Source organism: Salimicrobium jeotgali, assembly GCF_001685435.2.
In the GTDB taxonomy this organism is placed as follows: domain Bacteria; phylum Bacillota; class Bacilli; order Bacillales; family Halobacillaceae; genus Salimicrobium; species Salimicrobium album.
Genome location: NZ_CP011361.2, coordinates 1,442,292 through 1,461,414 on the forward strand (window position 1 = coordinate 1,442,292; position 19,123 = coordinate 1,461,414).

A 19,123-nucleotide genomic window follows, 5' to 3' on the forward strand; every position below is an offset into this window, starting at 1 on the left:
CGTTTAATATAGCATAATTCCTCTTGAGGTACAAGGGTTTATTAACTATTTTTCCATTTGTCTATCTGCTTTTTATCGCCTTTGGACAGCTCGATCTTTTCAAGAAGATCAGGACGTCTCAGGGCCGTCCGTTTCAGAGACTCTTTGTGGCGCCACTCCTCGATTTTTGCGTGATTACCCGAGGTAAGGACCTCCGGCACTTCCATCCCCCGGAAATCCTGGGGTCTCGTGTAATGAGGATGCTCCAGCAGCCCATCCGAAAAAGAATCTTTGGGGGCCGATTCCTCGTTCCCGAGAACTCCGGGCACCAGTCTTATGACTGCATCCATCGTTACCATAGCCGGCAACTCTCCTCCGGTCAGCACGTAATCTCCGATCGAAATTTCATCTGTCACGAGATACTCTCTTATCCGCTCATCATAACCTTCGTAATGCCCACACAAAAAAACGAGATGCTCTTCTTCGGAAAGTTCTTCCGCCTTAGCCTGAGTGAACGGTTCTCCCTGTGGACACATGAGTATCACTCTGGCTTTTTTTTCAGAGTTAATCGACTCCATAGCATCAAACATCGGTTGAGGAGTGAGGACAAGCCCTGCCCCTCCTCCATAAGGATAATCATCCACCTTATTGTGTTTGTTCGTTGAATAATCACGGAAATTAATGAATCTGTGTGTGAATGCCCCGCTATCCTGAGCTCTTTTCAGTATGGAAGAGTTCAGTACACCTTCGAACATTTCCGGAAAAAGGGTGAGAATATCGATATGCATCAGTCCAACAGCCCTTCCATCGGTTCAATTATGATCGTTTTTTTCGACACGTCCACCTGTACCACTACCTCTTCGATATAAGGGATGAGTGCATCTCCTTCTTCTTTCCTGTCGATCACCCATACGTCATTGGCCCCCGGGGTCATAATCTCTTTCACTTCCCCGACATAATGCCCTGCGGTCGTGTATACGTGACAGCCGATGATTTCATGAAAATAGTATTCCTCCGCTCCGAGAGGGGTCGTATCTTCTTTATGAATCATCAGTATACCGTTTTTTAACGGCTCCACTTCATTGATAGTAGGGTAGCCCTGGAACTTCAGCAGGTCGAATCCCTTGTGAATACGGTGGGCTTCCACTGTCAATCTGGTCACCTCTCCGGTTCCTCCTGGGGACCAGTAAAGAATGTTTCCTTCCCGGAAACGTTCCTCAAAATCCGTGATTCTTTTTATTTTCACTTCCCCTTTAATTCCGTGTGTATTAATAATCCGCCCTACATTAAGATACTCTGTCTCCATTTATTCATCCCTCACTCGCTTTACATGTCCGTCTTCGATTACAATTTCCCTCTCCTTCACCGTCTGCCACTTCATTCCTTCTAAGACCTCCACTACGCTCTCGACCTCATCAATCGTCAGCTCGTAGAATTCGGGCAGAAGCTGTATCTGTTCCATGTGATAGTGAATACCCTCTATTTCGGCTTTTCTCTTTCTTATCTCTTTATTGAGGCGGTCATCGATGTTGGAAGGAAGGGATCCATGCTTCTTTTCCATTTTCTTCCGCTCAAAATGGAACTGTTCGACTTCTCTTTCCAAATCACTTTCTCTTGTCTCCCATTTTTTTATCTGGGCTTCTCTTTCTTTCTCCGTAAGAACCACTTTAACCGGAACTTTCTTAATGATTTTCAAGGAAGCACCTCTTTTCGGATGCAAAAAGAGGGAAAGGCCTATGTCCCTCTCCCTCTTCTTACATAATATCAACATAAACCTTCCTGGTTTTGTCTCTATTAGCCGCATATACGACTGTACGGATCGATTTTGCTACACGTCCGTTTTTACCGATTACACGCCCCACGTCATCCTGATGTACTATAACGTGATAGACTGCCTTGTCCGGCTCTTCTTTCACATCAATGTTCAGATATTCAGGATATTTAATGAGTGGGGTGATCATCGTTTCAAGTAATTCTTTCATGTAATCACACTACTTTTACTTTTGGTTTTTTTTCTCGTGGAACTGTTTCATAATACCTTCTTTGGAGAAAAGGTTACGAACCGTGTCGCTCGGCTGAGCACCGTCACTCATCCACTTAATAGCTTTCTCCGCGTCGATGTGGACTTCGCTCGGGTTAGCTACAGGATTGTACGTTCCGATCTGCTCAATGATACGACCGTCACGTGGAGCACGGGCGTCAGCTACTACTACACGATAGAAAGGGTTACGTTTTGCACCCATACGTTTCATACGAATTTTTACTGCCATATTGTTGCACCTCCGAATTAATTTAATGACTCACACAGATAGAAATTGTAGCAGAAGTTATAAACTGTGTAAAGTATTTTTCCATTACATAAAAGGAAAATTCATTCCTTTTCCTTTCTTGCCTTTCTGGTTACTGAACTGTTTCATCATTTTTTTCATTTCGTTGAACTGCTTTAAGAGCCTGTTCACTTCCGATACGGAAGTCCCGGAACCTTTCGCAATACGCTTTTTACGGCTCGCATTCATTACGGAAGGGTCATTTCGCTCCTTCTTCGTCATCGACTGGATGATCGCTTCTACGTGTACGATCTGCTTATCATCGAAGGATGCGTTTTTCAGGCCTTTCATTTTACTGGCCCCGGGTATCATTTCGATGATTTCATCGAGCGGCCCCATGTTTTTCACCTGGGCCATCTGTTCAAGAAAATCATCGAACGTAAACGAAGCATTTCTCATTTTGGCTTCAAGTTCTTTCGCCTGCTTTTCATCCACCTGAGTTTCGGCCTTTTCGATAAGGGAAAGCATATCCCCCATACCGAGGATACGGGAAGCCATACGTTCGGGGTGGAATACTTCAAGTGCATCGAGTTTTTCCCCCATACCGACGAACTTAATAGGTTTACCGGTTACGGCTTTGATGGATAACGCAGCACCACCCCGGGTGTCTCCGTCAAGTTTCGTGAGGAGCACACCGGAGATATCCAGCTGTTCATCGAAACTCTCGGCAACGTTTACTGCATCCTGTCCCGTCATGGCGTCCACAACGAGAAAAATCTCATCCGGGTTGACTGCTTCTTTCACGCGACCAAGTTCTCCCATCAATTCGCCGTCGATGTGAAGACGTCCGGCCGTATCTATGATGAGATAGTCATGGTTTTGTTCCTTCGCTTCTTCCACTGCCTGTCTGGCTATATCAACCGGATCTGCATCCGTTCCTTCGGAGTAAACCGGGAAATCAAGTTGCTTTCCGATCGTCTCCAGCTGATCGATTGCTGCCGGACGGTACACATCGGCTGCAGCCAGCATCGGTTTACGGTTGTAGCTCTTTCTTAAAAGATTTGCAAGTTTACCGGCTGTAGTCGTTTTACCGGCACCCTGAAGACCTACCATCATGATGACGGTAGGAGGCTTTTTAGCTACGGCTATCCTGCTTTCATCCCCGCCCATCAATTCAGACAGTTCCTCTTTGACAATCTTAATTACCTGCTGACCTGGTGTCAGACTCTCCATTACTTCCTGGCCGACCGCCCGTTCACGGATTTTTTTTATGAAATCCTTGACGACTTTGAAGTTTACGTCTGCCTCAAGCAATGCCAGACGGACTTCCCTCGTCATTTCCTTTACGTCCTGTTCGTTGACTTTCCCTTTACCTTTGATCTTCTGAATCGTTCCCTGTAAACGGTCCGAAAGCCCTTCAAAAGCCATCTCCAAGACCCCCTTATTCTAGTTCCCGCAACTCATCAATATATGACCTGAACGGGTCGCTCTCTTCAAGCGATTGTGACATCATTTCCAGCAGCTTCTGCCGCTTACTGAATTTATAGTATAAAAGTAATTTTTTTTCGTATTCTTCAAGCATCATTTCTGTACGCCGGATGTTGTCATAGACAGCCTGCCGGGATACATCGAATGTCTCCGATATTTCACCGAGGGAATAATCTTCCAGAAAATAGAGCTCCATATAATTCCTCTGTTTCGGAGTTAAAAGAGACTGGTAAAAATCAAATAAAAAATTAACTCTCGTAGTTTTCTCTAGCATCCTTAAAACTCCTTGTTAAGTGAAATGCCTTTACAAAATTCAATACTAACGGAGATATTTCTGTACTGTCAAGGATTATTCCTTTTCCTCCGGCTCCTCATATTCATCAATCATGTCCGCAAACAGTCCGTAGACGAAGGCGTGAGCATCGAATGGTTCCAGATCATCGACACTTTCCCCGAGCCCCACCAGCTTCACGGGAATCTCCAGCTCTTTTCGTATGGCAAGAATGATACCGCCTTTGGCAGTTCCGTCCAATTTCGTCAGAACAATCCCGGTAACATCCGTAGCTTCAGCAAACGTTTTAGCCTGGCTCATCGCGTTCTGGCCGGTAGTGGCATCCAGAGTCAACAGAACTTCATGAGGTGCTTCAGGTATTTCTCTCGTTATCACTTTTTTCACTTTAGAGAGTTCATTCATCAGATTGACTTTATTTTGAAGTCTGCCGGCAGTATCACATATGAGGACGTCCGCCTTCCTCGACTTAGCGGCTTTGATGCCATCATATACTACTGCCGCCGGGTCGCTTCCCGCACTATGTTTCACAACATCTACACCGACTCTGCTTCCCCAGGCATCAAGCTGTTCGATAGCACCGGCCCGAAATGTATCTGCAGCGGCCAAAATCACTTTTTTGCCATCCTGTTTCAACTGATGAGCCAGTTTACCAATAGACGTCGTTTTTCCGACGCCGTTCACTCCGACGAAGAGATAGACAGTCAGCCCGTCTTCCACTTCCTTCAGACCTTCCACTTCTTCTTCGTCTTCATCCCCGTAATAAAGCTCCACGAGTTTCTCTGAGATTACTTCCCGCACTTCCTTCGTATCTTTTATATTGCGGCGCTTCACTTCCGCTTCAAGTTCCTCAATCAGATCCATAACGGCATGGACCCCGACATCGGCTGAGATCAGTACTTCTTCAAGCTCCTCGAAAAAGTCTTCGTCGACTTCCCGATATTTTGCTACGAGTTCGTTGATTCTCGTCGAAAATGAATTACGGGTTTTGGTGAGCCCCATTTTGAATTTTTCTGCAAGGGAGACCCGCTTCTGTTCTTCCGTGAGTCCCTCCTCGGGCTCTGAAGTTTCCGTTTCTTCCGGCTCCAGCAGAGGCAGGGCTTCCCCGGTTTCAGATTCAGGGGCTTCGAGTTCCTGCTCGGGTTCCGTAACTTCCGGTGGCTCCAGCTCTGCCTGATCCGGTTCTTCCGTCTCTTCCGGTTCCCGGTTTTCAGTAACCGGGTCCGTCTGCTCTTCTTCCGTTTCTGCCGGCTCTTCAGCAGGCTCCTCACTTACTTCTCCGGCTTCTTTCGCCCGTTCTTCTTCCCCGGTCTTTTCTTCCGGCACAGCTTCCGACCGTTCAGCTTCCTGATGATCTCCTTCACTCTCCCCCGTATCGGCGACCTTATCGTCATGATCTACAGGTTCTTCCACTTCAATAGGTGTGAACTTTTCCTTCAATTTCTTAAAAAATCCCATATAATCTTCCTCTCTTTACACTTCTAGTAGTGATTCCGATTCCTCCAGCCTGACCGAAACTACGCTCGAGACGCCGGACTCCTGCATCGTGACTCCGTAAAGAACATCAGCATGTTCCATCGTGCCTTTGCGGTGGGTAATTACGATAAACTGTGTATCGGTACTGAACTCCGTAAGGAACCTTGCAAATCGGTCCACATTGGCTTCATCCAGAGCCGCTTCCACTTCGTCGAGTACACAGAACGGAACGGGGCGAATTTTCAAAATGGAAAAAAGCAGGGTAATGGCCGTTAATGCACGTTCTCCCCCGGAGAGAAGGCTCATATTCTGAAGTTTCTTACCCGGAGGCTGGGCGATGATCTCCACCCCGGTCTCCAGCATATCATCAGGGTCGGTAAGTTTCAGATCGGCTTTCCCTCCACCGAAGAGCTGATTGAACACTCCATTGAACTCTCCCCGTATCTGTACAAATGTCTCTTCGAACTTGCGTTTCATTTCGTCATCCATTTCGTTCATTACGTTACGTAAGGTTTCTTTAGCGGATATGAGATCCTCTTCCTGGTCTTTGAGGAAATCAAAACGTTCTTTCACTTCCTCATATTCATCAATAGCCGAAAGATTCACATTTCCGAGTTCATCGATCCCGCGTTTGATAAGTTTTACTCTCGTAACAGCTTCATCTGTGTTGTCTACGCGATGATAGATGCTTTTCGCTTTCTCAAACGTCATTACGTATTCTTTTTCTAAATACCGCAGTGAATTTTCGAGTTCCACATCAAGACGATTCGCCTTCACTTCTTTGTCCTGAAGATTCTGCAGATAATTCGAATGGATTCTGTGATCCTCCCGCAACTGTGTATCGAGTTCTTCCATTTCCTCCTGGTAGGAACGACGCTTTTCTTTCAGGTTGTTGAGAGTGTCTGACAGTGTTTTCTCCTGTTCTTTCTTAACAGTGATCTTCTTTTCTATCTCTTCTTTCGTCTCTTTGTTATCAAAAAATTCCATGAGCTCCGTGTGATTCTTCTCGACTTCTTTGAGAGCATTCTGCTTCTCTTCGTATGCTGAAGTAACCTGAGCATAGTGATCTTCCGCATTTTCCGCTTCTGCTTTCTGAGTGGCAAGAGCAACTTTCAGCTCCTGTTCCTTCGCAACGAGCGTTTCCCTGTTCTCTTCCTTCTCCTTTTTCACGAGAGTGAGGCGATCCACTTCCTCACTCGTACGGCTGATTTTGTCTTCCAGATCTTTTAATTCCAGTTCAATTTTTTTTCCGTCTTCTTCCGTTCTGACCTGCTCCTCTTTCTGCTGGGAGTATTCCTTATCCAGGAAAGAAAGGCGCTCTTCATAATTAGAGAGGGATAATTGCAGCTCTTTTTCTTTTTCCCGGCATCTGCGTGCCTGCTCTTTGATGGAGTCATTTTCCTCTTCCAGCTCACGAAGGGATTTTTCTTTTTCATTCATACTTTCCTTGAGGTTTTTCACTTTTTTCTCGGCATTTTGCATCTTCCGGTCGTAATCCGCCACCTTTTTCCGGAGTTCTTTAAGCTCCTGTTCCTGAGTGAAAAGAGAAGAGGATTTCCCTGATTTCGCCCCTCCGGACATCGATCCTCCCGGGTTCACTACGTCTCCTTCAAGCGTTACAGCCTTGAATTTTCTTCCGGTAGCCTTTGCAATAGCGTTTGCGCTCTGAAGATCCCGGGCAATTATTATATGGCCGAGCAGATGGTCAGGAATGACGCTGTGTTTCTCCTCGGCCTCAACAAGAGCGCTCGCCACTCCTATGAAGCCGTCGAGAGTCCGGAGGTTCTCGATCGTCCTTTCCGGAACGAAACGTTCTTTCACAGCATCGAGCGGCAGAAAAGTAGCCCGTCCCTGATTGGTTTTTTTCAACCATTCGATAGCATTGCGGGCAGATTTTTCATTTTCGGTTATTACGTGCTGAGCCTGAGCGCCGAGAGCCGTTTCGATAGCCGTCATATACTCCTCGGGTATAGACAGAGCTTCAAGCACAGAAGCTTCTATTCCGCTTATCTTTCTTTCTTCACGCGCTTTCAGCACGGCTTTCACGCCCTGAAAATAACCGGCGAATGATTCTTTCATCTCCTCAAGAGCGTTTTTACGGGACTTGAAACTTTCCATATGCTGATAACCCTGGTAAAGCTTCTGACGCCATTCTTCATAGGAGTCCTTCGTCTCTGTCCACTCTTTCGACTTCACGTCACAGGCGTCCTTGAGCCGTTGCTCCTCTTCTTCCAGAGGGCGCAGTTTCTCAGAAACCTCCTTAAGCTGATTCTTCACATCTTCGAGTTCTTCCCGAAGTTTTTTCGTTCTGGTATCGGAGTGAGCGGTATCTAGCTGATGAAGACGTTTGTTCAAATGCTGTTTCTCATTTCGTTTTGCAGCCTGCTCGTTAAGCAAATCGATATAATCGGCTTTCAGGCTTTCAATCGTTTCATCGATGGTTTCGATTTCTTCGTAGAGCACACTTGCCGTCGTCTTAAGTTCGGCTTTCGTGTTCTGCACTTTCTGTTTTTTCTCCGTCCTGGTCTGTTCCGCTTCCCGGGAAAGGTCCTCAAGCTCTTTCAGTTCTTCACGTAATTTACTCTGATTATGCTCAAGGGCTCCTTTTTTCTCTTCATAATGTTTCTTCTTCTCCTGGAACAGTTCGCGCTTCCCGGTAAGACTTTCCAGTTCTTTTGTACATTGAAGCAGCTGCCCGTGCGTCTCTTCAATGGAGTTATCCGTATACGAGGATTTCTCGCGGATTTCAGCGATTTTCTGTTCCTGTCCGGCAACTTTTTCAGCAAGTTTCCGCTCCTGCTGACGCTGGTTTTCAATCGTTTCTTCCAACGTCTTCCATTCTTCATCCATGTCTTCAATCTGCGTTACTAATAAAGCCACTTCTTCTTTCTTCAGATCTTCTTTTTTCTCAAGATAGTCGGAAGCTATCGAGGCCTGCCTTTTTAAAGGTTCGACTCTTCCTTCGATCTCAGAAAGAATGTCTTTCACTCTGTGTAGATTGGCTTCCGTTTCTTCAAGTTTCCCTTCCGCCTTCTGCTTACGCTGTTTATATTTCAACACGCCGGCAGCTTCTTCAAAAATAACACGGCGATCTTTCGGTTTGGAGTTCAGAATCTCCTCAACCTTTCCCTGACTGATGATGGAAAACGTTTCTTTACCAAGCCCCGAATCCATAAACAACTCCACAATGTCTTTAAGTCTGCATGGTTCTTTGTTTATCAGAAATTCACTTTCCCCCGTACGGTACACTTTTCGACTCACCTGAACCTCATCATATTCGAGCGGCAGTGTTTTATCTCGGTTATCCAGGGTGAGACTGACTTCAGCATAACCCTGGGAACGCCTCGTCTCGCTGCCGGCGAATATCACATCTTCCATTTTGCTTCCTCTCAGTGAGCGTGCCGACTGTTCTCCGAGCACCCAGCGAATGGCATCCGTAATATTACTCTTTCCACTTCCGTTCGGCCCTACCACTGCTGTGACCCCGGGCACGAACTGTACATCTATTTTATCAGCGAAGGATTTGAATCCTACAGTTTCCAAGTTTTTGAGGAACATTTATTAATCCTCCTGTATGTGAATACTTACTCTAACCCGTACATTTTATCATACAACAAAGACGTCGCGCACCTGTCATTTGGGGGTTTTAAAATCGTGGATAATCCTCTATCATGGACATTAGTAAAATTAAAGGGAGAGAGACTATGAATCTTGAGGAAGCAAACAGAGAGAATCTGGATTACATGATTGAGACACTCGCAGATAAACTACAGCTCGTCAACCGGAGTATGCTTAAGTCGGAAGATTTCGACATGGATCATTACTATGATATCAAAGAGCTGTACGATGTCGCCGAAATGAAAGGCCAGCTCAGCGTGCCTGAAATCCAGGCTTTCGTCTCCGAAATGTCGCAGTACAGAAAAGCACAATAAATCCGCAATTCCCGCCCCTCCCGGTTTACAGAACCGGTCTGAGAGGAACCGAAAATTGACCACTAATAAAAAGACCCTTTGCACCGCTGCATCCGGAAGCAGGATTTCTTTTTTGAAATCCGTCCAGGTATAGCGTGTGCCGGGTCTTTTTTCGTTGATTGTGACTTATATTACTGTAATTTGTCCAGAGCTTCTTCAGCAGCTCTCTGTTCTGCCTCTTTCTTCGTTCTTCCTACTCCGATGCCCGCAGTATCCCCGTGAATATGGACGTGAGCGACAAACTCCCTGTTGTGGGCCGGCCCTCGCTCATCCACTATTTCATAGTCAATGTCCGCCTGTTTTTCACGCTGGATATGTTCCTGCAGCTGACTTTTATAATCCATCGCATGAGAAAAAGCACCACGCTTGATTTTAGGGTAAATATAGTAGCCTAAATAAGATAATACCCGGTCAAACCCCTGATCCAGATAAAGAGCGCCGATGAATGCTTCGAACACATCAGCCAAGAGAGCCGGTCTGTGACGTCCGCCGGTCATCTCCTCCCCTTTACCGAGGAGTACGTATTCCTGGAAATTGAGATCATTGGCAAAGTCTACGAGTGATGCTTCACATACGATAGAAGCCCGCAGCTTGGTCAAATCTCCTTCTTCCATGTTCGGGTATTTTCTGTATAAGTACTGGGATACCCCGAGCTCAAGTACGGCATCTCCGAGAAATTCGAGACGCTCATTGTCCTTGCGCTCCGTGTGCCGATGCTCATTCACATAAGATGAATGGGTGAAAGCCTGTTCAAGAAGCTTTACATCAGAAAATCGGACGTTCATTTGTTTCTGAAGTTTGTTAAAATCCCCCATGACTCACCCGTCCCTTTACTTTGTTCTTGTACTAACCTGTTCTTTACAGGAAAGGCTGCCTGTGGTTCAGGCAGCTCTCTGTTTTAAGACTGACTGTCTATGTAATTGACAGCGTCTCCCACTTTATTGATTTTTTCAGCTTCTTCATCGGAAATTTCCATATCAAACTCGTCTTCAAGTTCCATTACAAGTTCGACTACGTCAAGTGAATCAGCTTCCAGGTCTTCCTTGAAAGACGCTTCCATCGTTACTTTGGATTCTTCAACATCCAGACGATCTACAATGATTTCTTTCACTTTTTCAAATGTCTCTGCCATTGGAGCTCACCTCCCTTCAGATATTATAGTAAATTTTCCCCTAAAAAACCATATGTTTAAGATCTATTTATAAATTTTTCTTAAACATTCGTCTTTCCGGCTACATAACCATACCGCCATCCACATGGAGGGTCTGTCCGGTCATATAGTCGGAGTCCGAATCCAGAAGAAAACGGACGACTCTGGCTACTTCTTCTCCGCTTCCAAGACGATTAAGGGGAACGAGAGAAAGCATCTGTGCTTTTTGTTCGTCCGTCAGTTCGTCCGTCATATCAGTTGCTATATAGCCGGGTGCTACGGCATTGACACGGACGTTTTTAGCAGCCAGTTCTTTAGCATTTGATTTCGTAAGACCGATAACCCCTGATTTTGCAGCTACGTAGTTAGCCTGACCCGGATTCCCGGACACTCCCACTATCGAGGAGACATTCACAATACGTCCGAATTTCTGACGCATCATTTGTCTTGTCACTGCTTTTGTAGTTAAAAATACACCTTTCAGATTCGTATCGATAACCGCTTCAAAATCTTCTTCTTTCATTCTCATCAGCAGATTATCCTTAGTGATCCCGGCATTATTCACGAGCAATTCCAGACTGCCGAAGGTATCCACCACTTCTTTAATCATCGCCTGCACATCTTCCCCGTTTGAGACATCCGCCCTGATCTTAATTGCTTCCCCACCTGAGGATTGGATCTCTTCGACGACTTCTTGAGCTTTCTGTTCGTTTCCGGCATAGTTCACCGCAACTTTTGCGCCGTGTGAGGCGAGCTCGAGGGCTATCGCTCTGCCGATTCCGCGGGATGCCCCTGTTACGAGTGCAGTTTGTCCATTTATCATTTTTCTCCCTCCCTGTACCAGTTGATGAATGTTTCAAGGCTTTCTTCATTATTGATCTGGAAAGTTTTCATTCTTCGGGCCACTTTACGGACAAGCCCTGACAATACTTTCCCTTCCCCGATTTCCACTACTGCATCCACACCTTCGTTCACAAAAGCTTCAACCGTCTCCTGAAACCGTACCGGAGAATACAGCTGCTCTATGAGAAGGCGGCTTATTTCGTCTTTTTCCGTGACAGGAGCAGCAGTCACGTTCGCGTATACCGGAATCTCTGCATCCCTCACAGTAGCTTTGTGCAGATGATCCTCGAAGTCATCCGCAGCCGGTTTCATAAGATCGGAGTGAAACGGTCCGCTTACATTCAGAGGCATCACCCGTTTCGCTTTGTCCTGCAATATCTCACCGGCACTCTGTACCGCAGGTTTATCACCGGAAATCACTATCTGTCCGGGACAGTTGATATTCGCCACGTTCACAACTCCATCGACTTGCTCCAGCTTCTCCTGTATTTCTTCAACGGAAAGACCAAGTACAGCACTCATGGCGCCTTTACCTGAAGGATACGCTTCTTCCATAAGCTTTCCGCGGTTATGTACCAGACGAAGAGCTTCAAGACTTCCGAGAGAGCCGGAAGAAACGAGAGCACTATACTCCCCAAGACTGTGCCCTGCAGTCATAGCCGGTCTGATTCCTTCTTCCTTCAGCAGCTGATCTATAGCCACACTCACGAGCAGCAGTGCAGGCTGCGCATTTTCCGTCTTTGTAAGCTCCTCTTCCGGCCCTTCGAACATAAGCGATGTAAGCGAGTAGCCGAGAGCTTCATCAGCTTCGTCGAATAACTTTCTTACCGGGGCAGAGGAATCATACATCTCTTTCCCCATACCCACTTTTTGAGATCCCTGACCGGGAAAAACAAATGCAACTTTTTTCATTCTTCTTCGCCTCCTTTTTGTTCAAGAGTAGTTTTGATCGTTTCGGAAACATTATTCTCCACCATGTCGCGGGCCTGCCGTACAGCGTTGACCACCGCTGTACGATTCGAAGAACCGTGTGCTTTGATAACAGGGGCGGAAAGTCCAAGCAGGCCTGCCCCGCCGTACTCGGAATAGTCCATCTTATTTTTCAGCCCTCTCATGTCATTCTTCACGAGCGAAGCGGCGATTTTCGTTTTGGCATTCGACATGAACGTTTCCTTTATCATCGAAAACAGGTTCATGGCTGTACCTTCGATGGTCTTAAGTGCTATATTTCCAGTGAAACCATCCGTTACCACCACGTCCGCAGCACTGCTCAAAAGATCCCTGGCTTCCACATTGCCGATAAAATTGACAGGGGCCTCCTGTAAGAGCGAGAAAGCCTGTTTCGTCAGTTCACTGCCTTTACCGTCTTCCGTACCGACGTTCAGAAGTCCTACTCTCGGGTTTGCGATGTCCCTGACCTTTTCGGCATAAATGGAGCCGATGATTCCGTATTGAAGGAGGTGTGCCGCTTTTGCATCGGTGTTGGCACCGACATCAAGCATGAGGAATCCGCGGCCATCCAGTGTCGGCAGAGTTGGACTGAGCGCCGGACGGTCCACCCCTTTGATCCTGCCGATGACAAAAAGCCCCGCGCTCATGAGCGCTCCTGTATTACCCGCTGATATGAAAGCCTGCGCTCTCCCCTGCTTCACTTCTTCTGCAGAAAGGACGAGGGAGGACTGTTTCTTCCTTCTTACCGCCCTTACAGGTTCATCTTCATTCGTTATCACTTCCGGCGCATGAAGGACCTGCAAACGGTTGTGAGGAGATAAAAATCTGTTTATTTCCTTCTCATCCCCGACAAGTGTAATCTCCACGTCTTCGTATGTATTGACGGCTTCCATTGCTCCATACACCATCTCTTCCGGAGCGTGGTCTCCGCCCATAGCATCCAGTACAATCTTCATCCTGTCTCTCTCCTTCTACTCCTCAGAACGATACATATAAAAAGTACCCTGAAACACTTTTTCCTGACCTACATAACTGTCCACTTCGACTATCGTTCTGTTTTTATCGTCTGTACCACCTACGCGTGCTTTTGCTACCACCCGTTCCCCGCGCTTTACCTGTCTTGTGAATTTAAGGGTGGAGCGGGCTGTAAGCGCCAGTTCGTCATTTATAACTGCAACAGCAAGTGAGTTGGCCTGAGCAAACAAGTGGTGCCCGCGGGCGATATCATTTCTCGAAAATACGTGTTCTTCCCTGATGTCCATAACGGAAATAGCTTTGGAATCAAGTTCAAGGTCGATCACTTCTCCGATTACATCGTCTATAGCAAGCGCCTTAACCGTTTCCGTCCACTCGTTAGTCGCAACGGACTTGATCCGTTCGCGGACCTCAGGTATTTGAAGTTCCATTCTGTCGAGCCGTATCGTCTGAATACTCACTGAAAATTTTTTCGCGAGTTCGTCGTCCGTTACGAACGGGGTGGCCTCGATCGTCTCCTGGAGCTCCTGCTGTCTTATCTGTTTTCTTTTTTTCATCTTATCTTATCCACCGTCCATTTTATGACTAGGTACTAACAGTAATATATTATAGTACGGGCTTAAACGCAACAATTGAGTGCTAATCGAGTGATTCGTCCAGTTTCTCCATATCTCTTCTCAGCATTTCTTTCAACGGCTCAAAACTCTGATTCCGGTCGAGCCAGCCGTTTTCAATGATTTCGGCGGCATCTTTTCTCGCCGTCTCGAGCGCCCTGTAATCGTGTACCATATCTGCAACTTTGAATTCCGGCAGACCGCTCTGTTTCTTTCCGAAAAAATCACCCGGTCCCCTTATTTTCAGATCCTCTTCCGAAAGACGGAAACCATCCGTCGTTTCGGTCATGATTTTCATTCTCTCTTTCCCGGTCTCCCCTTTGGGATCGGCCAGTAAAATACAGTGGCTCTGCCGTTCCCCTCTTCCGACGCGACCGCGAAGCTGGTGAAGCTGCGAAAGGCCGAAACGATCGGCATCATAGATAACCATAAGGCTGGCGTTAGGAACATCCACTCCTACTTCCACCACTGTCGTGGACACAAGGATTTGTATCCGGTTATCAGAGAAACGGTGCATTATTTCCTCTTTCTCTTCATTGGACAATTTCCCATGCATTAAACCGACAGTAATGTCCGGGTGGTATACTTCCCTGAGCTGTTCGAAGAGCTCTACGGCATTCTGGATATCGAGTTTGTCCGACTCCTCGATCAAAGGACAAATAACATATGCCTGTCCTCCGTCCTCCACTTCCTTACGAATAAATCCCAGTACCCGCTCCGTCATTTTACCTTTTACCCAGTAGGTTTCTATTTCTTTTCGGCCCGAGGGCATCTGATCGATGGAGGATACGTCCATGTCCCCGAATGCAGTAATCGCCAGCGTACGCGGAATCGGAGTCGCCGTCATAAATAAAACGTCAGGTTTCATCCCTTTCTCGCGGAGCGTTCGTCTTTGTTCGACCCCGAACCTGTGCTGTTCATCAATAACAATAAATCCGAGGGAGTTGAATTTCACTTCTTCCTGAATAAGGGCATGGGTACCTACGAGTACATCAATCGTACCGTTCTCCATTTCCTCCATGATGTCTCTTCTCCGCTTCCCTTTTACGGACCCGGTCAGCAGAGCGATAGTCAGTCTTTCTCCGAACATCCGGCGGAGAGATGCCGCATGCTGTTCAGCAAGAATTTCCGTAGGGACCATCAGTGCAGCCTGTTTTCCAGACGTTACTGCTCCATACATACTGATAGCTGCAACTACCGTTTTTCCTGAACCCACATCTCCCTGCAGGAGGCGGTTCATCCGGTGCGGTGACTTCATATCTTTCAATATTTCTGCCAGAGATCTCTTTTGTGCTTCCGTAAGCGTAAACGGCAGTGATTGCACGAATTCCGTCAAAAGTCCGTTATCGTAGTGGAGTGACGTGCCGGAGGTCGCTTCCTTGTACTTCTTCCGCAACAGTTGCATACGCAGTTGAAAAACGAGGAATTCCTCATACGTAAACCTTCGCCGGGCATGTTTCAGCAAAATACGCGATTCCGGAAAGTGCATATGACGGACCGCTTTTGACCGCGCCGGCAATTTATACATGTCGAGATAATCCGGAGGGAGCACCTCCTCAATTTCCGATCCATATTCTTCCACCGCCTGTTTCATCACTTTCCGCAGTGCGGCTATTTTCACATTTTCATTTACGGAATAGACCGGCTGTATAGGTTCTTCGGATTTCGCTTCTCCCTTTTTAAAGTGGGTAGCCGTCAGCTGCAGACGGTGCATGTCAAATTTACCGGTGACAGTTACAACATCTCCGGTTTCCAGGTTCTTCTTGGCAAATGCCCTGTTAAACATGACGACTTTAACCGCAAACTCCCCCACCTGCATCGTAAACGTCAAACGTGACTTTTTCTTTCCATAATAAGCAAGGGAAGGCTGCGTGGCTACCTTCCCCTCCAGTGTGGCTGTTTCATTGTGTACGAGCTCCGTCAGCGGTTTCACTTCAAACTCATCATATCGGAACGGAAAATAAAACAGCAGATCACTTATCGTATATATTCCCAGTTCATTCAAATAAGAGGCCAGTTTCTCACCGACACCTTTTATTTGCTGTACCGATTGCTCCAACAATTCTTCTCACTCTTTCCCGGTTCAAGACCCATAAATTTTCTTCTCCAGTGCTTTGCCGGTAGGTGTTGCTGCAAGACCTCCTTCAGCTGTTTCACGAAAAGCCGAAGGCATGCGCTGGCCGACCTTGAACATAGCATCTATCACTTCATCGCACGGAATTCTGCTGGTAACTCCTGCAAGAGCCATGTCCGCAGAGACTATAGCCTGAGATGCCCCCATCGCATTTCTTTTAACGCACGGAACTTCAACCAGTCCGGCCACGGGATCACAAATTAATCCTAGCATATTTTTAAGAGTGATAGCCATAGCTTCCGCTGTCTGTTCAGGAGTCCCTCCGGCCATCTCGACGATAGCTGCAGACGCCATACCGGCAGCCGAACCGACTTCAGCCTGACATCCTCCTGCCGCCCCGGAAATGGAAGCATTGTTTGCAACGACGAATCCGTAAGCACCTGAAGTGAATAAATAGCGGAGCATATCCTCCCGGGAGGCGTTAAGTCTGTCTTTCACTGCGAAAAGAGTCCCCGGGACACATCCGGCGCTTCCCGCCGTCGGAGTAGCACAGATCCTTCCCATCGCAGCGTTCACTTCGTTCGTCGCCACCGCCTTACTTACTGCATCAAGAAGAAGATCTCCCGATAACGGCTGTTTTTCTTTCATGTACTTCTGAATAAGTACAGCGTCCCCGCCTGTGAGTCCACTGTGGGATTGTACTCCTTTGATCCCTTCTTCCACCGCTTCCTCCATTACAGTAAGGTTCTCTTCCATCTGGGTCATCACCTTATCCCGGCTCAGTTCTTTCGCTTCCATCTCCTGTCTGATCATCACTTCGGACACAGGGATATTATCTTCTTTTGCTTTTTCAATCAATTCTGCAACATTACGAAACATGCCGTTCTCCCCTTTATTCTGAAATACGTGCAGCTCTCGAGATATGATCGGCTTCCTGAAGTTCTTCCATAACCGAATCCGTCAGGTTCTGATCCACTTCGATAATCATTAAAGCCTTAGCACCTTCTGCTTTCCGTGAAACTTCCATTCTTCCTATGTTTATCTTTTCTTTAGCCAGTATGGCGGTAGCCGAAGCTATTGCACCGTAGCGGTCATCATGCAAAAGAACGACTGCGGGATGTTCGCCTGTGAGATGAAGAGGGAAACCGTTCAGTTCGGTGATTTCAATTTTTCCTCCCCCGATGGATATACCTGTAAGTTCAAGCTCTTCAGTACCGCTTTTCAGGCGCAGCCTGGCAGTGTTCGGATGTTCCGGTTCAGCTTGTTCTTCGTGTATAAGTACTTTAATCCCTTCTTTTTCCGCAGTTTCAAGAGACGTTTTAATCCGGTCATCGAACGTCTCGTACCCGAGCACACCTCCGACAATCGCCACATCTGTCCCGTGACCTTTAAACGTAGACTTGAAAGAACCGTAAAAATGTATATCGATTTCTTCCGGTGTCCTTCCGAATAAATCTCTGGCCGCTCTTCCAATACGTGCGGCTCCAGCCGTATGAGAACTTGACGGACCTATCATAACCGGACCAATTATGTCGAACACAGACCTGTACTTCATCCTACCCTTCCTCTCTCCATAAATCATCTATTGTCATTTTATCACAAAAATCTCATTTCCCCTACTTTCATCCGTTAATGTAATGCTGATATGACAGCATAGATAGCGCTTACAAATTCCCTGTTTGCTATATTATCCCGTAACGGGTACAATAATAAGCTGTGGGTTCCTACGAAACCGGGCGGGAGAGGGACAATTTCATAAGGAGATCGAAATGCTGAATAAAAACGGAAAGCAAAATTCCTGGAAACAGGAACTGATCGCCGGATTTATCGGTTATTTCACGACCGTATACATCGTTGCCGTTAACAGTCAAATACTCTCTGATGCAGGCCTTCCCCTGGAAACAGGAATGGTGGCCACCATAGCAGCAAGTGCACTCGGGTGTCTTCTTATCGCCCTGTATGCCAATGCTCCTATGGTACTCATACCGGGTATGGGGATTAACGCACTATTTGCTTACTCCATTGTCGAGGGTGCGGGATTCACTTATGAACAGGGTCTGGCTGTCGTTGTCGTCGCCTCCCTGGTCTTCCTGATTACTGCTTTCACTTCTCTTGGAGCCTGGCTGAGCAGGGCACTGCCTGTATCGCTTATACATGCGATTACGGTGGGTATCGGATTTTTCCTTGCTCTTCTCGGTCTTGAAAAAGGCGGTATAGTAGTGAAAGGAGAACAGTCGCTCATTGCTCTCGGGGAACTGTCTTCGCCGGTCGTTCTTACCAGTGTTGCGACACTGTTTATTGCGATTTTTCTCTTTGCGAAGAATGTTCCGGGCAACTTCCTGATCACCCTTGCAGTCGGCACAGGGATAGCCTATTTTGCCGGAATATTGGGCGAACCCCAGCCTTCCCTTAATTTCAGGGAACAGCAGTGGGTTTTCGCGCCTGATTTTTCCGTGGCCACTGAGTTCGGCTTCTGGATGGGAGTCTTCCCATTAGCTCTTGTGCTTATATTCGAAAATATGGGACTGATACACAGTCAGCTGGATATGGTCGGAAATAAAACCGATACGAAATTCCATAAATCCTACCAGGCTACCGCTTTTTCTTCTTTTACCAGCGGATTTCTCGGCACATCCCCTACCGTCTCTTCGGCAGAAAGTGCAGCAGTAATTGCAGCTGGCGGGAAGACCTGGCGCGCCTCTTTAACAATGGCGATACTTTTCATCGCCACACTGTTTCTTATTCCGTGGATATCTATTGTTCCGTCCACCGCCATCAGCCCGATTCTCATTATCGTCGGTTCCCTGATGGTTCAGGAAATCAAGCACATTCCTTTCGATGACTTATCAGAAGCACTCCCGGCATTTCTTATGATAGCAATGATCCCTTTCACTTACTCCATTCCCGATGGGTTGGCATTCGGATTTATCGCCTATCTTCTCGTTAAAATAGCGATGGGAAAACAGAAAGAGCTGACCGTGCCGATAATTCTTATCGCCTCGGCCTTTCTCATAGAATTACTGCTCAGGGCTCTATCTCTGTAGTA

20 protein-coding genes are annotated in these 19,123 nt (G+C 46.9%); 2 read left to right on the forward strand and 18 right to left on the reverse strand.

Going from position 1 to position 19,123, the window contains the following annotated elements:
* Nucleotides 1-41 precede the first annotated feature (41 nt).
* The 9 genes from trmD to smc form a co-directional block, all read right to left on the reverse strand.
* Nucleotides 42-767, reverse strand: coding sequence for a tRNA (guanosine(37)-N1)-methyltransferase TrmD (trmD, locus tag AAV35_RS07250; RefSeq protein WP_008587937.1), 726 nt, complete (start codon nt 765-767; stop codon nt 42-44).
* Nucleotides 767-1,285 carry a ribosome maturation factor RimM gene (gene rimM, locus AAV35_RS07255; RefSeq protein ID WP_008587939.1) on the reverse strand — a complete coding sequence of 173 codons (519 nt, stop codon included), beginning with the start codon at nt 1,283-1,285 and terminating at the stop codon, nt 767-769. The genes trmD and rimM overlap by 1 nt, the downstream gene beginning before the upstream one ends.
* On the reverse strand, nt 1,286-1,675 hold the full coding sequence (locus tag AAV35_RS07260) for a YlqD family protein (protein WP_065757368.1): 390 nt from the start codon (nt 1,673-1,675) through the stop codon (nt 1,286-1,288).
* Between the two features lie 58 nt (nt 1,676-1,733).
* The gene (locus AAV35_RS07265; RefSeq protein ID WP_008587942.1) at nt 1,734-1,961 is read right to left on the reverse strand and encodes a KH domain-containing protein; all 228 of its coding nucleotides are present in this window, start codon (nt 1,959-1,961) and stop codon (nt 1,734-1,736) included.
* 15 nt (nt 1,962-1,976) lie between these two features.
* Nucleotides 1,977-2,249 (reverse strand): 30S ribosomal protein S16, encoded by a 273-nt coding sequence (gene rpsP, locus AAV35_RS07270; protein ID WP_008587945.1) that lies wholly within the window; start codon nt 2,247-2,249, stop codon nt 1,977-1,979.
* An 84-nt stretch (nt 2,250-2,333) separates the two neighbouring features.
* Complete coding sequence (ffh, locus tag AAV35_RS07275; protein ID WP_008587947.1) at nt 2,334-3,674, reverse strand: signal recognition particle protein; 1,341 nt, start codon at nt 3,672-3,674, stop codon at nt 2,334-2,336.
* Nucleotides 3,675-3,687: 13 nt separating this feature from the next.
* On the reverse strand, nt 3,688-4,008 hold the full coding sequence (locus AAV35_RS07280; RefSeq protein WP_008587949.1) for a putative DNA-binding protein: 321 nt from the start codon (nt 4,006-4,008) through the stop codon (nt 3,688-3,690).
* Nucleotides 4,009-4,083: 75 nt separating this feature from the next.
* On the reverse strand, nt 4,084-5,481 hold the full coding sequence (ftsY, locus tag AAV35_RS07285) for a signal recognition particle-docking protein FtsY (protein ID WP_008587951.1): 1,398 nt from the start codon (nt 5,479-5,481) through the stop codon (nt 4,084-4,086).
* Nucleotides 5,482-5,496: 15 nt separating this feature from the next.
* Nucleotides 5,497-9,057 (reverse strand): chromosome segregation protein SMC, encoded by a 3,561-nt coding sequence (gene smc / locus AAV35_RS07290; protein WP_008587953.1) that lies wholly within the window; start codon nt 9,055-9,057, stop codon nt 5,497-5,499.
* A 146-nt stretch (nt 9,058-9,203) separates the two neighbouring features.
* On the opposite strand from smc, the gene AAV35_RS07295 reads away from it, so the two are divergent.
* Complete coding sequence (locus AAV35_RS07295) at nt 9,204-9,431, forward strand: DUF1128 domain-containing protein (RefSeq protein ID WP_008587955.1); 228 nt, start codon at nt 9,204-9,206, stop codon at nt 9,429-9,431.
* A gap of 170 nt (nt 9,432-9,601) precedes the next feature.
* Here AAV35_RS07295 and rnc read toward each other — a convergent pair whose 3' ends face one another.
* The 9 genes from rnc to sdaAB form a co-directional block, all read right to left on the reverse strand.
* Nucleotides 9,602-10,285 (reverse strand): ribonuclease III, encoded by a 684-nt coding sequence (gene rnc, locus AAV35_RS07300; RefSeq protein ID WP_008587957.1) that lies wholly within the window; start codon nt 10,283-10,285, stop codon nt 9,602-9,604.
* An 83-nt stretch (nt 10,286-10,368) separates the two neighbouring features.
* Nucleotides 10,369-10,602 carry an acyl carrier protein gene (acpP, locus tag AAV35_RS07305; protein WP_008587958.1) on the reverse strand — a complete coding sequence of 78 codons (234 nt, stop codon included), beginning with the start codon at nt 10,600-10,602 and terminating at the stop codon, nt 10,369-10,371.
* 100 nt (nt 10,603-10,702) lie between these two features.
* Nucleotides 10,703-11,443, reverse strand: coding sequence for a 3-oxoacyl-[acyl-carrier-protein] reductase (gene fabG / locus AAV35_RS07310; protein ID WP_008587960.1), 741 nt, complete (start codon nt 11,441-11,443; stop codon nt 10,703-10,705).
* A complete protein-coding gene (gene fabD, locus AAV35_RS07315) occupies nt 11,440-12,375 on the reverse strand; it encodes an ACP S-malonyltransferase (RefSeq protein WP_008587961.1) in 936 nt (311 codons plus the stop codon). Before fabD ends, fabG begins: the two co-directional genes overlap by 4 nt.
* Nucleotides 12,372-13,370 carry a phosphate acyltransferase PlsX gene (gene plsX, locus AAV35_RS07320; protein WP_008587964.1) on the reverse strand — a complete coding sequence of 333 codons (999 nt, stop codon included), beginning with the start codon at nt 13,368-13,370 and terminating at the stop codon, nt 12,372-12,374. The genes fabD and plsX overlap by 4 nt, the downstream gene beginning before the upstream one ends.
* A gap of 15 nt (nt 13,371-13,385) precedes the next feature.
* Entirely contained in the window at nt 13,386-13,946 is a 561-nt protein-coding gene (gene fapR / locus AAV35_RS07325; protein WP_008587967.1) for a transcription factor FapR, read from the reverse strand.
* Between the two features lie 82 nt (nt 13,947-14,028).
* Nucleotides 14,029-16,065 carry an ATP-dependent DNA helicase RecG gene (recG, locus tag AAV35_RS07330; protein ID WP_008587969.1) on the reverse strand — a complete coding sequence of 679 codons (2,037 nt, stop codon included), beginning with the start codon at nt 16,063-16,065 and terminating at the stop codon, nt 14,029-14,031.
* A 21-nt stretch (nt 16,066-16,086) separates the two neighbouring features.
* Nucleotides 16,087-16,956: an L-serine ammonia-lyase, iron-sulfur-dependent, subunit alpha gene (sdaAA, locus tag AAV35_RS07335; protein ID WP_008587971.1), complete on the reverse strand. Its 870-nt coding sequence runs from the start codon at nt 16,954-16,956 to the stop codon at nt 16,087-16,089.
* A gap of 13 nt (nt 16,957-16,969) precedes the next feature.
* Complete coding sequence (gene sdaAB / locus AAV35_RS07340; RefSeq protein ID WP_008587974.1) at nt 16,970-17,632, reverse strand: L-serine ammonia-lyase, iron-sulfur-dependent subunit beta; 663 nt, start codon at nt 17,630-17,632, stop codon at nt 16,970-16,972.
* Between the two features lie 214 nt (nt 17,633-17,846).
* On the opposite strand from sdaAB, the gene AAV35_RS07345 reads away from it, so the two are divergent.
* A complete protein-coding gene (locus AAV35_RS07345) occupies nt 17,847-19,121 on the forward strand; it encodes an NCS2 family permease (protein ID WP_008587975.1) in 1,275 nt (424 codons plus the stop codon).
* Nucleotides 19,122-19,123 lie beyond the last annotated feature (2 nt).

Excerpts from the sequence above, each read along its gene's own strand:
- trmD (WP_008587937.1), bottom strand. The coding sequence starts at position 767 with ATGCATATCGATATTCTCACCCTTTTTCCGGAAATGTTCGAAGGTGTA.
- rimM (WP_008587939.1), bottom strand. The coding sequence starts at position 1,285 with ATGGAGACAGAGTATCTTAATGTAGGGCGGATTATTAATACACACGGA.
- AAV35_RS07265 (WP_008587942.1), bottom strand. The coding sequence starts at position 1,961 with ATGAAAGAATTACTTGAAACGATGATCACCCCACTCATTAAATATCCT.
- rpsP (WP_008587945.1), bottom strand. The coding sequence starts at position 2,249 with ATGGCAGTAAAAATTCGTATGAAACGTATGGGTGCAAAACGTAACCCT.
- ffh (WP_008587947.1), bottom strand. The coding sequence starts at position 3,674 with ATGGCTTTTGAAGGGCTTTCGGACCGTTTACAGGGAACGATTCAGAAG.
- AAV35_RS07280 (WP_008587949.1), bottom strand. The coding sequence starts at position 4,008 with ATGCTAGAGAAAACTACGAGAGTTAATTTTTTATTTGATTTTTACCAG.
- ftsY (WP_008587951.1), bottom strand. The coding sequence starts at position 5,481 with ATGGGATTTTTTAAGAAATTGAAGGAAAAGTTCACACCTATTGAAGTG.
- smc (WP_008587953.1), bottom strand. The coding sequence starts at position 9,057 with ATGTTCCTCAAAAACTTGGAAACTGTAGGATTCAAATCCTTCGCTGAT.
- AAV35_RS07295 (WP_008587955.1), top strand. The coding sequence starts at position 9,204 with ATGAATCTTGAGGAAGCAAACAGAGAGAATCTGGATTACATGATTGAG.
- rnc (WP_008587957.1), bottom strand. The coding sequence starts at position 10,285 with ATGGGGGATTTTAACAAACTTCAGAAACAAATGAACGTCCGATTTTCT.
- acpP (WP_008587958.1), bottom strand. The coding sequence starts at position 10,602 with ATGGCAGAGACATTTGAAAAAGTGAAAGAAATCATTGTAGATCGTCTG.
- fabG (WP_008587960.1), bottom strand. The coding sequence starts at position 11,443 with ATGATAAATGGACAAACTGCACTCGTAACAGGGGCATCCCGCGGAATC.
- fabD (WP_008587961.1), bottom strand. The coding sequence starts at position 12,375 with ATGAAAAAAGTTGCATTTGTTTTTCCCGGTCAGGGATCTCAAAAAGTG.
- plsX (WP_008587964.1), bottom strand. The coding sequence starts at position 13,370 with ATGAAGATTGTACTGGATGCTATGGGCGGAGACCACGCTCCGGAAGAG.
- fapR (WP_008587967.1), bottom strand. The coding sequence starts at position 13,946 with ATGAAAAAAAGAAAACAGATAAGACAGCAGGAGCTCCAGGAGACGATC.
- sdaAA (WP_008587971.1), bottom strand. The coding sequence starts at position 16,956 with ATGTTTCGTAATGTTGCAGAATTGATTGAAAAAGCAAAAGAAGATAAT.
- sdaAB (WP_008587974.1), bottom strand. The coding sequence starts at position 17,632 with ATGAAGTACAGGTCTGTGTTCGACATAATTGGTCCGGTTATGATAGGT.
- AAV35_RS07345 (WP_008587975.1), top strand. The coding sequence starts at position 17,847 with ATGCTGAATAAAAACGGAAAGCAAAATTCCTGGAAACAGGAACTGATC.